The sequence below is a fragment of the Arthrobacter sp. P1_A5 genome (assembly GCF_056406825.1).
Genome location: NZ_JBFTZL010000004.1, coordinates 38,704 through 50,562, shown reverse-complemented (window position 1 = coordinate 50,562; position 11,859 = coordinate 38,704). Strand labels below are relative to the sequence as shown.

The following is an 11,859-nucleotide window of genomic DNA, read 5'->3' as shown; positions in this document are numbered from 1 at the left end:
TTCGGACCGAAGCCAACGCGCAACATCAGAACCAGAACCAGACCAGCACCACCTAAGGGGACCACCCATGACGGAACAGTACGCAAACATCCTGGTGGAGCGCCGCGGCCGCGTGGGCCTCGTGACGCTCAACCGGCCCGAGGCCCTCAATGCCCTGAACAAGGCCACGATGGACGAGCTGGTGAAGGCAGTCGCCGGGATGGACGCGGACCCGGGGGTCGGTGCCGTGGTGGTGACCGGTTCGGCGAAGGCCTTTGCGGCCGGCGCGGACATCAAGGAAATGCAGTCCAAGGGCTACATGGACATGTACGCGGCGGACTGGTTCCGCGGCTGGGAAGACTTCACCCGGCTCCGCATCCCCGTCGTGGCAGCCGTGTCCGGCTTTGCGCTCGGCGGCGGCTGCGAGCTGGCGATGATGTGCGACTTCATCATCGCCGGGGACAACGCCAAGTTCGGCCAGCCGGAAATCAACCTTGGCGTGCTCCCCGGCATGGGCGGCTCGCAGCGCCTGACCCGGGCAGTGGGCAAGTCCAAGGCGATGGACATGATCCTGACCGGCCGCTTCATGGACGCCGAGGAGGCCGAACGCGCGGGCCTCGTGTCCCGGGTGGTCCCCGCCGCGGACGTCGTCGAGGAGGCGCTGAAGGCCGCCGAGGTGATCGCGTCCAAATCCAAGCCGGTGGCGATGGTGGCCAAGGAAGCGGTGAACGCCGCGTTTGAGACCGGGCTTGCCCAGGGCGTGCTGTTTGAACGGCGCGTGTTCCACTCGCTGTTCGCCACGGAGGACCAGAAGGAAGGCATGGCCGCCTTCACCGAGAAGCGGCAGCCGGAGTTCAACCACCGCTAGGCGGCACCGGCCGGCCTCAGGTGAAGATGTCGGCCACGTACCTGCCGTGGGTGCGCTCCACTTCATCCATCCAGGCCTCGGCATCCGCCTTGGAGGCGCCGGTCGCTTCCTGGTAAATGAGGGCGCACGTGTCCCTTACCTGCGGCGCCATGTGCTTGCCGTCGCCGCAGACATAGACCGTGGCGCCCTGCCGGACCAGCTCGACGACGTCGGCCCGGTCTGCCCAGAGCCTGTCCTGGACGTATTTCAGGCCGTCCTCGGGTGCGGTGGAAAAGGCCGGCCGCAGATCGAGGTTGGCTTGGTCCGCCCACGACGCGAGTTCCGAGCGGTAGAGGAAGTCGGTGTCCGGGGCGCGGCAGCCGAAGAACAGGAGGGCAGGTGCCGGCGTCGTCTCCTCGGCCTCGGCCCGCAGCGCCCGGTCCTGGACGAACCCGCGGAAGGGGGCTAGCCCCGTCCCCGCGCAGACCATGATGAGCGGGACCGCCAGGGAGGGCGGCGGGTGGAAGGCCGCGTTCGAGGGGCGGACAGTAACCGCGACCCTTGACCCGGGCCTGGCCTGGGCGAGGTAGGTGGACGAGGCCCCTTCGAAGACCCCGCGGCCGGACCACGCCGGAGCCTGGATGACGGCGAAGGTCAGGGTCACGTGGTCGGGGCTCCAGAGCGGGGACGAGGAGATGGAGTACCGCCGGGGGGTCAGCTGGGTCAGCAGTTGCAGGAACGAGGTGAACGACAGCTGGCATGACGGATACGTCTCCAGCAGGTCAAGGAGGGAAACGCGCTTGTCGAGGACCTCGGCCGCGTACCGCCCGCGGTCCTGGGCCAGGGCCTCAAGTTCGGCGCGGTGGGCAGGATCGGCCGCGACATCCGCCAGGTCCTCGAGCTGGGTGCGGGTGGCGGGGACTGCGAGCTCCACGTAGCTGCTCAGCAGTTCGCCCACGGCCACCGGCGCGCCCGTGGGCAGGAAGGTGTCCCCGCGCTCCATGGCCAGYTGGACGTGCGAGTCGTAATCGAGGTTGAAACGGGCCAGGGCCCGCTGCACGAGTTCGCTGGGATTCAGGGGCAGCACGGCCAGATAATCCCCGGTCCGGTAGCTCATCCCCTCGGGCAGGGCGATCTCGACATGCCGCTTGGACCGGGCGCCGGGCTTGGCCAGATCGACCAGTTCCCGGTTCGCGACGACGGTGCCCAGCGCCAGCCCGTTCTGGCGCAGCATCGGATCCCGGACGTTCCCGACAAACTGCAGTTCCAGCTCGGGCTGCGCTGTCGGCGGGCTGGTCCGCTGCCCCAGGGCGGCGTCCACCGCGGGCCAGAATCCCGCGTACCACTCGTCGAAATCGCCGAAGAAGTCGCCGCGGGCGTTGGCCTCGCCCCGGGCATAGATCCGCGTGGCACCGGCTGCCTCGAGCCGGGCGTCGATGGCCTTGGGGACCTCCTGGTACGTTCGCGCCCAGTCCTTATTGCCGTTGCCGAAGACCGTGTACCGCACCCCGGCGAGGGCGCCCGGCCGCAGGCCCTCGGTCCAGGCCACGAATTTTCGGGCGTTGTCCGGCGGCTGCCCCTCGTAGGAGGACGTCACGATCGCGACGAGACCCTCCGTGGGCAGCCCGCCGGCCGCCTCGTCGAGCGGACCGATGGTGGGGCTGTAGCCGCGCCGTCCGGCGTCGTTGGCGAGGCGCTGGGCGAAGTCCTTGGACGTGCCTGCATTGGAACCGTAGAGCACCCGGATCGGGACGCCGTTGGGCGCGGCGGCCGCCGCTGCGGCTTCGGCCTGCCGTGCCTGTTCGACGTCGGCCCGGGGGCTGGCCGCGATGGTGACGTCCCGCCTGCGCACGTGGATGAACAGCCCTTCAGGCTTCATGGTCAGCGTGTGTTTGATCTGCAGCTCATAGCCCGGGTCCGCCGCCGTGACCTCGAAGCGCTGCAGGAGCTTGGCCAGGAAGAGCATGGCCTCCTGCAGGGCAAATCCCCGGCCGATGCAGGAGCGCTGCCCGTTGCCGAAGGGCTTCCAGGCATTGGCGGGGATTTCGGCGGCCCGTTCCGGGGAGAACCGCTCAGGGTCAAAGATGCCGGCGTCCTCGCCCCAGGCCGCCTTGTCCCGATGCAGTTGCGGGATCAGGATCATGATGGGCTGGCCCGCGGGGACTTCGTAGCGGCCGCCGAGCGTCGTGTCCTCGTAAGGAGTCACGTTGAACGCCGGGGCGGTGGGCCACAGCCGAAGCGTTTCCTTAAGGATCTGGTCCAGGTACCCCAGCCGGGGCAGGTGCTCGAACCTGGCGCTTTCGGTGCCAAGGACCTCGTCCACTTGTGCGCGCGCCTTGGCCAGGACGCCCGGATGGCGCAGCAGTTCGTAGAGTGTAAAGGACAGCAAGCCGCTGGTAGTCTCGTGCCCGGCAATCAGGAATGTGACCATCTGATAGCGGATGTTTTCATCGGATAAACGCTCACCGGTCACCGGGTCCGCCGCGCTGAGCATGGTGTCCAGGATGTCTTCGCTGCCCGGCGGGCTGGGGTTGCGCCGCCGGTCGCTGATGATCTGTTCGGCGACCTCGAACATCAGGGCATGGTCTTCCTCGAGCTGGTGCCGCCTGCGCAGCATGATCTTGTTCTGCACTGGGAGCCTGCGCGCCCGGTCCCCGGATTCAACCAGGGCGCGGACCATGGCGCCGACGAACGGGTGCATCTCCTCCCGGTAGAGGCTGTTGAACCGGTAGTTGAACGAGCACAGGGCGATGGTGTCCAGCGTCAGGCGGGTGGTGCTGTCCGGAATGTCGATCCGCGCCGTGGGGCCCAGCCTCTCCCACTTGAGCAGCAGCTGCTCGACGATGTCGTCCATGCCGGCGAACATCCGCTTCAGCGCTGCAGGCCCGAACGCCGGCATCAGGATCCGGTGTGCCTTTTGCCAGTTGGGTTCCTGTGTATCTGCGGTGAACAGGCCGTCGCCGGCGAACTGCCTCACCTGCCGCAGGGCAACGCCCAGCACTTTGCCGAACCGGGACTCATCGCACACCTCGTTGACGAGCTGCTGGGAAGAGATGGCGACGATACTGCGGTTGAAGAACTGGATGCGGACTATGGGGCCGTACCGCTCCGCCAGCTCGACTATTCCCAGGATTCCCTTGCTGGAGTCGATGTCCGGCAAATTGCCGACCACCGGCCTCGTGGGGGGCTGCGGTATAGGGACGCTGGGCGAAGTCATGGCCACTCCTAGGCGATCGCCAATGGACGCGCTGTGAGCACTGCTTGCTGCCTGGCCGGACGGGACCGGCCCGGCCAGCTCCGCACCACGATACTCCGGCCACCTGCCGGGCAAAATAGGTACGGCAACCAAACGGGGTCAGCCCGCTGGGAGGCCTGCGCAACGGGGGACCTGCCTGGCGCGACACGCCGGTTGGGATCTTGGCGTTCCTGCTGCCGGCGGGGTGGGAATGTCAATCAGATTTGAGCCCACTTAGCACAGCAATCGCAGCTTGAACGGGAACCACATTTTGCCGTGGAAACGACTGAAAGGCGCTTCGCGTTGCATGGTTGTCACCGAGGCAAGGGCCGCATCACGCTCGGAGTTAGGGGACAGGATCATCTCGTTCTTCACGGCTTCCAACAATTCGACCACCGTTGCCGACGATACATGCTCGGGATTGCCCAACGTCCGGTCCATGAGGCTACGCTCAGCTTCAGTCGAATAGCGAAGCAGCATTAGATCCGCTCTGGGTCCTGGATGACTTCCGGTCCGGCCGCAGGGTTACCACCACCAACCGCGGTGCCTTGGATCCGCGGGCGCCTGAGCGGTGATGAGCCGGCAGGCTGGAGCCGCTATGACACTCCCGGCTCCACGGTCTACATTTCCGACAATGACGAGATCGCCTTCGCGGAGGTGCTGTCCGGCTACACCTTGAAGCTTGGCGCCAAGCACCCGATGCAAAAGGAGCCGACTTCATGGGGATGACCCTGGAGGACTGCGTCAAGGGCGTCAAAGACGACTGGGGCAACCAGGTCAAGATGCCGCGGCACTGGCGCGACCGGCGCAGCACCTACCAGCTCAGCCTGGATAACGCAGGTTGGTGGGTTGATGTCGAGCACCCTGACTCCATCGCAGCCCTAGGTGTACTGAGCCGGGACGTTGTTGACATGTGGGGCTTGAAAACGAGGAGGACCTCCGGGCTAAGTGGAGCTGTCTAGTTCACACACTTGGCGCTCGGAGGTCCTCGTGTCCCACGTTAATGCCGGGTTGACGGTTCATGGAAGACTCCTGATCGTTGACCGGGTGGCCGCCGGCCGCCCGGTCGCCCATATCGCTGCCGAACTGGGCGTGTCCCGGCAGACCGCGTACCGGTGGATCCGACGATTCCGCGCCGAGGGCGCAGCCGGTCTGCCGGACCGCTCAAGCCGGCCGAGGTCATCACCGGCCCGGACGAGTTCCGACCGTGAGCTAGCCGTCCTGGACGCCCGGCGGTCGTTACGGTTCGGTCCGCTGCGGATCGCCGCGTTCACCGGCGTCCCGGCCCGGACCGTGTCCCGGATCCTGCACCGGCACGGGGTCCCGCGGCTGGCGGACTGCGATCCGCTGACGGGTGCCCCGATCCGCGCCGCCCGGACCATGGCGAAGCGGTACGAGCGGGCACGGCCCGGGGAACTGGTCCATCTGGACGTCAAGAAGCTCGGACGCATCCCGGACGGCGGCGGCTGGCGGGCCCACGGCCGCTCGGAGCAGGTCAAGGGACGCGGAATCGGTTACGACTACGTCCACGTCGCGATCGATGACCACTCCCGCATCGGCTACGCCGAGGTCCTTCCCGATGAGAAGGGCGCCACAGCGGCCGGGTTCCTCACCCGCGCCGCGGGCTACTTCGCCGGCCACGGCATCCAACGGATCGAACGCGTCATCACCGACAACGCCTTCGCCTACCGCAACTCCACAATGTTCCGTCAGGCAGTCGCAGATCTCGGAGCAGTTCAGCGCTTCATCAAGCCCCACTGCCCCTGGACCAACGGCAAAGCCGAACGCTTCAACCGGACCCTGCAAACCGAATGGGCCCACCGGCAGGTCTTCACCAGCAGTAACGACCGCCAATCCGCACTTGCGCCCTGGCTCCAGCACTACAACACTGAACGAATCCACACCGGCATCGGAACCACACCCATCACCCGGGTGTCACCAACCTGATGGCTCAGTACACCTAGGGGGCGGTATCGGCGAGAAGATCAGCGATGAACTCGGCATATCTCAGCTCACCCTCGGCGTCCTCCACGGTGAGAACCGGGCGGCGACGACCATTATCGCCACGTGGATCCGCGACCAGGAGCTGGACGACGGGAGCTTGCCTCTGGGCATTCGTTTCAAGAGCAAGCATGGCGGGGGAGATTGTTGGGCGTACTGGCTGCGCCGCAGGGATGACGGACTGGACGGCGACGATATGTCCTCCGATTCGGGCGCTGCGATCCATGCCCACAATCCGGCGCTGCTGACCGTGGCGGAACGCTTGGCATCAGGATCTGGTGAGCGGGAAAATCGCCCACTCAGCCGCCGTGGCCGCCGTCAAACGTCTCTGCACCAAACGGCAACCACTGCAGCGTCGAAGCCCAATCGGTTTCGGTCGTCTCCCTGGCATCTCAAATACGACCGATATCTTTAGTCCCTCTTCGTCGGTGCCTAGATGGCGCGGCACATCCGATGTGGAAAGTGTCCACGACACATCTCTCACAGGCCCGCGTGCCCGAGGAGCAAACTGAGAATCGTGACACGTCCGATGCTTGATTGCTGAACGGCTGCAGCCTCAGCGTCGTTTTTTGAAGTCGTTTGCAGTGGCAATTGCGGTCTCTCCGCCAGTAAACGGTTCCTTTGCGGCTGGAAGCGTCTAATGGCCCGACTGCTCCACTATTCCCAGGTATTCGGTGACGCGACGGCCGCACAACATCCTGATCAGTTCGGGTCGTCGGATCCAGTGGGGGACGTGGAGGTGAGGAACAAGCCGGTTTGGTGGAACTGGCGGGCCGTAAGACTTGAGAGCACAACCATGGCCAGCAGCAGCACGATCATCATGACGTCTAGGAAGGAGTGGATGCCTCGAGACAGGGATTGCCCGGCGAAGTAGATCAAGAGACCGGGCGACCAGAGCAATTGCTTGGCCAGACCCGCCCGGATCTGAACTGCCGCACCTCTGAGGACCGATATGTGGTTGATGTCGATCGGCTCTTTGCCCAGAACCTGGCGTCGGACGTGCTTCACTTCCTCTGCCGTCAAGCCCAACGTGACTCCGACTGGGTGGTCCCGGACCATGGGGGACACTTTCTTGCTTCCATAGACCCAGCCAACAACAAGAACGCCGAGGCCTCCCAGTAGCGAGCCTAGATACAACCCGGACCGAAGGAAACCCTCGGCGACGTCCGGCCAAAGGGAGGCCAGGGCGAATCCGACGACAAGTCCAGCCAAAACCGTCAATGGGAAATGCACCAAAAAGTACCGGCGGACCGCCCCACCTATCCCAAGGTCAGTCAAGCCCTCCGCCCTCGACGCTGCTTTAGTCCAGCGTGACTCCGCCCCCGCATCCGCTTCTTGCATTTTGAGTCCCCCGCTCACTTTTGTCTCTGATGCAGAAAATACACGTCCAGCAGAACCAGGTACAGCGTTCGACACCGGGTTCCCTTAGGGTCCGCTGGTGTTCCGACTCCGCGAGTGTCCCAGTGCAAGCGCCAACTGGTGTCTGAGGTGCTCGATTTCTGTGGAGAGCTCGCGGTTCCGTTCCAGCGATGCGCTGAGTCGGGCGCGCAGGGAGTCCGTGCTGGCGCTGCTTCGGCGTGCGCGCGGTTGTTGTGGGCGGTCCTCGCGCAGCCCGATGATGTCCGCCCGGAGGTCGGGCTGGGTGTAGAGCCAGGAGCGGGATACGCCGGCGGCGGCGGCGACGGCTTCGAAGGTGACGGGGCCGCCCTGGTTTTGGAGATCGCGGAGTGCGGCGACGGCTTTGGAACGGGTGAGTTCGTGCCGACGCTCCGCGGCCAGCCGGATGTGGCGGCTGTTATCTGCCCGCACGGTTGTCCTCCTCGAGTAAGTGGCTGGGGCCTTCTCGCGTTCCGTTGTCGAGTGTTTGGATGATGCGGTCCAGGTTGCCGAGCACCCGTGTGTTCATTTCGGCGAGCCGCTGCTGGCCGCGAGCTTCGGCTGCGGAGATGATCTGCACGACCTGCGTCCGGTGTTCGCGGTGTTGCGGGAGGAAGTCGGCGGTGGTGATGAACATGGGACAGGTCAGGCAGGCGTTGGCATGCGGGCAGGTCTTCTGGACCGGGAGGCCGCAGAAACCGTTGGGAAGTGCCTGGGTCGCCCTGCCGAGGCGCTGTTTGGACCAGGCGGCCTCGGCGAGGGGACCGTCGGGATCAAGTTCGACGACGCTGCCGGATGCGTTGACTTTCCGTGCAGCTTCCCAGTGCCGCCGGATGGTTGTGTCGCTGAGTCTGGCGTAGTGGGCCGTCATCTGGTGGGAATCGTGGTCCAGGATCCGGCGGACTACCTCCTGCGGGACGTCGAGGTTGATCAGTCTGGTGCCCAGCGTGTGGCGGAAACGGTGCGGGCTGACCACCGCAGGGGTGCCGTTTTCGTCGGTGACGTTGCAGTCCCTGACCCATCGCCGAAGAGCGGTGCTGTAAGAGCCTGGGCTGAGGTGTCCGGCGCCGTAAACGTCCACCCGGTCATGGGCGAAAAGCTGGCGTGTCCCGGAGTTGCCCGTGCCGTTGACGTAGAGGATGTGCTCCGCGATGGCCCGTTCGAGTTCCTCATCGATGGGGACGAGCGCCTCGCGTTTCATCTTGTGGTTCAGATACCGCAGATACGGGGCACCGTCCTTGTCCCGAGTAATGCAGTCCTGGGTCAGGGCCACGGTGTCGCTGATCCGCAGCCCGCACCGGATCAGAATCACGGTGATCAGCCGGTGATGCGGGCTGGCCATTTTGGCAAGATTTTCAGGGTCTTCCAGCTGGGCCATGACGTGTTCACTCAACGCCCGGGGTTGCCGGACCGTCTCTTTGGGATAGTCCTCGGTGTAGATCTGGGCCGTACTGGGCAGATCGGTCACCCATCCGTGACGGCGCATGGTGAGGAGAAACGTGTTGAACTGGCCGATCCGCATCCGGTACGTCGTCGTCCCGGCCGTATGGGTGTGCAGGTATGCCAGGAACCCTTCGATCACCTCCCGGTCTATATCGGCGGTGCCGGTGACCGGGATCCTCGTTGAATCCAGAAAGGCATTGAAGCTTTCCACGGCTTTGGTTCCCAGCACCGCGGATTCCACTGTTAGTCCGGTCGTCAGCCGCCAGCGGGCCCATCGTTTGGCCAGCTGCTTCAACCAGGGCCGGGTGATGTTTTCGAAGTGGACCGTGACCAGGCTACGGGCGTTGATACCGAGGTCTCTCGCATGCCAGACGTCCTTGGGAAACTCGGTCTCCCAAGGCGCGGCATCCGGGTAAGCCTTCCCCCGGGGGCCCGTCCGGACCGGCAGTGGGTCGTTTCGTGAGGGCACGGGATGCAGGGTCGTCATATCGTCACCGTATTGGAGGCGAACCAGCCCGCATCGGCCAGCGCGAGGCGGGCGTCATCGCTGGAGATATGGGCGTAGGTGTTGACCGTCGTCGTCAGGCTCGCATGGCCCAGCAGCTTAGAGACCACTTCGATCGGGACGTTCTCCCGGAGCATCCGAGTGGCATATGTGTGCCGGAACCAGTGCGGATCAAAGGCGATGCCCGTCTGCCGCCGGAGCCGCCGCACCAGGTCGTGGACGGCGGCATATGTCATTGCCTGCCCGTAGGGCCGGCCCCACAGGTTGACGAAGACGTAGTCGGAATCCAGGTCACCGTATTCGACGTCGAGGTAGTCGGCATACAGCCGGATCAGTTCGGCGGTGACGGGGACGGTTCGCGAATGGGGCGACTTTGCGCGCGCACCGTTGGTGTTGTTGCGCCGGCAGACAGTGACTTCCCGTTCGGCTACGGCGATGTCCTCATGTCGGAGCCMCAAAGCCTCACCGATCCGGATACCGGCGTCATGGAGCAGCGCGAACAGCAACCGGTCCCGGAGATGCTCACACGAATCCAGAATGCTTTGGACCTCGTCGGGGGCCAGCAGGCGGGGAATCCTTGCCGTCACGGGAAGCTTCACCACCCGGCGCTGTTTCGCGGCACCCTTGCTGATGTGGTGCAGGAAGGGTTTCCAGCCACCCTGGCGGGCGGACGGGTCCCAGCACGTGATCAACTCGCCGAGGTCAAGGCCATGGCGGGCGGCATGCTGATAGAAGATCGATACGGTGGAAAGCTTGCGGTTCACCGTCGCCTCACCGCAATGGTGCCCGATCGTGGGAAGCACCGAGAAGACCTGGCCACGCATGTCCGGCGGACGTCGCAGCCACCGGATGAACGCCCCCACGTCTTCCAGCTTCACCGACTGCCAGTCGAGCCCGTATTCGTCCAGGAAAACGAACCAGTCCTTCAAATCGTGGGCGTGGGCCTTGATCGTGTTCGGTGACCGCTCAGTCTCGGCCAAATACCGGAGGTAACGCTCCACCGGTTCTACAACACCGGCCACGCCGACCACTGTGTACGACACCGCATTGCTTGCCGGATCCAACACCTTCGATACCCGCATCGCCGCTCCTGTCAGCTGCCTCGTGGACGGACAAGACGCTAACCCATCCACAACGAAGCAACCAGAGCTCCAAACCCACGTGAACTACATGACGGACGGCCCGCAGACGACTAAAGATATCGATCGTATTTGAGATGCTGGAGATAGCGCCGAAATCGACTTCAGTGGGCCTCAGCGCTGTAGTAGCTGCCGTTTGATGCAGACGGCCGTTGACAAAATGCAGGACGGTGCACGATTTGCTGACCGCACTCCCGGCTCGAAGCGGTTTAGTCGTGAAGGGCGCCAGTGGTCATGCGGTAGGAGGAGATTCCTTCGAGTTGTCTGGGTTCAACCCAGACCTGGAAGCCTTGAGCGGCTTCGAAGAGTATCCTGGTGGACTTTTCGTCGGATGCTATCCAGATCATGGAGGAGTCGGGCATCGCGTCGTCGACGATCCCTGTGCGGATGACTTCACCATGTTTCTGGATTTCGACCGGGGCGCCGATGAGGCGTGCCCATTCGTGATGGCGGTATCTGGTCATCTCTCGTTTTCCTCGGTCTTGGTGGGCGATGCGGAAGTGGACCTGATGCGGCGTGGCCGGGGGTGGCCTCTGGGCTTATGCCACAGAGGCCACCGGTGTTTCTGTCGATGACATCCCGGCCGGGAGTCGGGGAGGTGGTGATGGCGGCGGGTTAGACGATGAGCGCCGCTGGGGTTCTTAGTTGGTGCTTGCCATGGCCGGCGCTGCTGCACGTACGGCGGAGTTCCGTATTCTCACCCGGAGATCTTCCTCGAATTTGTCGATGTCCGCGAGCCTGGTGAGGATGCCCTRGGCGCGTTCGACGGGTATGACGGCGACCCCGTCATCGTCGGCTGTGATGAGGTCGCCGGGGTTGACGACGGTGCCGCCGCAGGCCACCGGCACGGAGACGGCGCCGGGCCCGTATTTGGCGGGTCCTGCCGGTGAGGCCCCGCGGGCCCAGACGGGCAGGCCAAGTTCCCTTATTGCCGCGCGGTCGCGGGTCAGTCCGTCGATGATGACACCGGCGATGCCTTTGGCGAGGCAGATTTCGGCCAGGAGATCGCCGAATACGGCCCGTGTTGTTCCTCCGAGGGCGTTGATGACCAGCACGTCACCGGGTTCGGCGTCGTCGAGGGCGCGGTGAATGGCCAGGTTGTCGCCCTCCCGGGTCAGCACGGTCAGTGCCGGACCCACACACCGGGCGTTGGCCCATTGTGATGCGATGCCGGTGTCCATGAGGTTGAGCCGGTCCATGGCGTCACCGACATTGGCTGTGGGGTACCTCTTCAGGCTTTTGATGAGCCCTGAGGGAGCGTTGGTTGGACGGGGGCTGACGGTGAGTGATTTGGTTGATGCGTCGATAAACATGGTGTCTCTCGCTAGCTCGA

The 11,859-nt window shown here is 64.7% G+C and carries 13 protein-coding genes; 4 read left to right on the top strand and 9 right to left on the bottom strand.

Features of this window, described 5'->3' with window-relative positions; translation table 11 throughout:
- Positions 1–67: 67 nt before the first annotated feature.
- On the top strand, positions 68–847 hold the full coding sequence (locus tag AC1D1S_RS02190) for an enoyl-CoA hydratase (RefSeq protein ID WP_223914579.1): 780 nt from the start codon (positions 68–70) through the stop codon (positions 845–847).
- A 16-nt stretch (positions 848–863) separates the two neighbouring features.
- Here AC1D1S_RS02190 and AC1D1S_RS02185 read toward each other — a convergent pair whose 3' ends face one another.
- Together AC1D1S_RS02185 and AC1D1S_RS02180 are read right to left on the bottom strand one after the other, a co-directional pair.
- On the bottom strand, positions 864–4,043 hold the full coding sequence (locus AC1D1S_RS02185; RefSeq protein ID WP_476946810.1) for a bifunctional cytochrome P450/NADPH--P450 reductase: 3,180 nt from the start codon (positions 4,041–4,043) through the stop codon (positions 864–866).
- Between the two features lie 252 nt (positions 4,044–4,295).
- Positions 4,296–4,502 (bottom strand): hypothetical protein, encoded by a 207-nt coding sequence (locus tag AC1D1S_RS02180; RefSeq protein WP_243181383.1) that lies wholly within the window; start codon positions 4,500–4,502, stop codon positions 4,296–4,298.
- 102 nt (positions 4,503–4,604) lie between these two features.
- On the opposite strand from AC1D1S_RS02180, the gene AC1D1S_RS02175 reads away from it, so the two are divergent.
- From AC1D1S_RS02175 to AC1D1S_RS02165, 3 genes are read left to right on the top strand one after another with little or no spacing between them, the layout of a single operon-like run.
- Positions 4,605–4,790 carry a hypothetical protein gene (locus AC1D1S_RS02175; RefSeq protein WP_243181384.1) on the top strand — a complete coding sequence of 62 codons (186 nt, stop codon included), beginning with the start codon at positions 4,605–4,607 and terminating at the stop codon, positions 4,788–4,790.
- Complete coding sequence (locus AC1D1S_RS02170) at positions 4,781–5,023, top strand: hypothetical protein (protein ID WP_476993613.1); 243 nt, start codon at positions 4,781–4,783, stop codon at positions 5,021–5,023. Before AC1D1S_RS02175 ends, AC1D1S_RS02170 begins: the two co-directional genes overlap by 10 nt.
- A 28-nt stretch (positions 5,024–5,051) precedes the next feature.
- Positions 5,052–6,008: an IS481 family transposase gene (locus AC1D1S_RS02165; RefSeq protein ID WP_476993612.1), complete on the top strand. Its 957-nt coding sequence runs from the start codon at positions 5,052–5,054 to the stop codon at positions 6,006–6,008.
- Positions 6,009–6,021: 13 nt separating this feature from the next.
- Here the strand turns inward: AC1D1S_RS02165 and AC1D1S_RS02160 are convergent, their stop codons facing one another.
- The 7 genes from AC1D1S_RS02160 to AC1D1S_RS02130 form a co-directional block, all read right to left on the bottom strand.
- Complete coding sequence (locus AC1D1S_RS02160; protein WP_243181387.1) at positions 6,022–6,195, bottom strand: hypothetical protein; 174 nt, start codon at positions 6,193–6,195, stop codon at positions 6,022–6,024.
- Positions 6,196–6,764: 569 nt separating this feature from the next.
- Entirely contained in the window at positions 6,765–7,070 is a 306-nt protein-coding gene (locus AC1D1S_RS02155; protein WP_476993611.1) for a hypothetical protein, read from the bottom strand.
- A gap of 417 nt (positions 7,071–7,487) precedes the next feature.
- Entirely contained in the window at positions 7,488–7,871 is a 384-nt protein-coding gene (locus AC1D1S_RS02150) for a DUF6262 family protein (RefSeq protein ID WP_476993610.1), read from the bottom strand.
- A complete protein-coding gene (locus tag AC1D1S_RS02145; RefSeq protein ID WP_476993609.1) occupies positions 7,858–9,369 on the bottom strand; it encodes a tyrosine-type recombinase/integrase in 1,512 nt (503 codons plus the stop codon). The genes AC1D1S_RS02150 and AC1D1S_RS02145 overlap by 14 nt, the downstream gene beginning before the upstream one ends.
- Entirely contained in the window at positions 9,366–10,469 is a 1,104-nt protein-coding gene (locus AC1D1S_RS02140) for a site-specific integrase (RefSeq protein ID WP_476993608.1), read from the bottom strand. The genes AC1D1S_RS02145 and AC1D1S_RS02140 overlap by 4 nt, the downstream gene beginning before the upstream one ends.
- Before the next feature lie 266 nt (positions 10,470–10,735).
- Positions 10,736–10,990, bottom strand: coding sequence for a hypothetical protein (locus tag AC1D1S_RS02135; protein WP_476993607.1), 255 nt, complete (start codon positions 10,988–10,990; stop codon positions 10,736–10,738).
- 177 nt (positions 10,991–11,167) lie between these two features.
- The gene (locus AC1D1S_RS02130) at positions 11,168–11,839 is read right to left on the bottom strand and encodes an RraA family protein (protein ID WP_476993606.1); all 672 of its coding nucleotides are present in this window, start codon (positions 11,837–11,839) and stop codon (positions 11,168–11,170) included.
- Positions 11,840–11,859 lie beyond the last annotated feature (20 nt).

Bases quoted from the DNA above. Each gene is read 5' to 3' on its own strand.
- AC1D1S_RS02145 (WP_476993609.1), bottom strand. From the start codon at position 9,369: ATGACGACCCTGCATCCCGTGCCCTCACGAAACGACCCACTGCCGGTC.
- AC1D1S_RS02170 (WP_476993613.1), top strand. From the start codon at position 4,781: ATGGGGATGACCCTGGAGGACTGCGTCAAGGGCGTCAAAGACGACTGG.
- AC1D1S_RS02190 (WP_223914579.1), top strand. From the start codon at position 68: ATGACGGAACAGTACGCAAACATCCTGGTGGAGCGCCGCGGCCGCGTG.
- AC1D1S_RS02180 (WP_243181383.1), bottom strand. From the start codon at position 4,502: ATGGACCGGACGTTGGGCAATCCCGAGCATGTATCGTCGGCAACGGTG.
- AC1D1S_RS02160 (WP_243181387.1), bottom strand. From the start codon at position 6,195: ATGCTTGCTCTTGAAACGAATGCCCAGAGGCAAGCTCCCGTCGTCCAG.
- AC1D1S_RS02135 (WP_476993607.1), bottom strand. From the start codon at position 10,990: ATGACCAGATACCGCCATCACGAATGGGCACGCCTCATCGGCGCCCCG.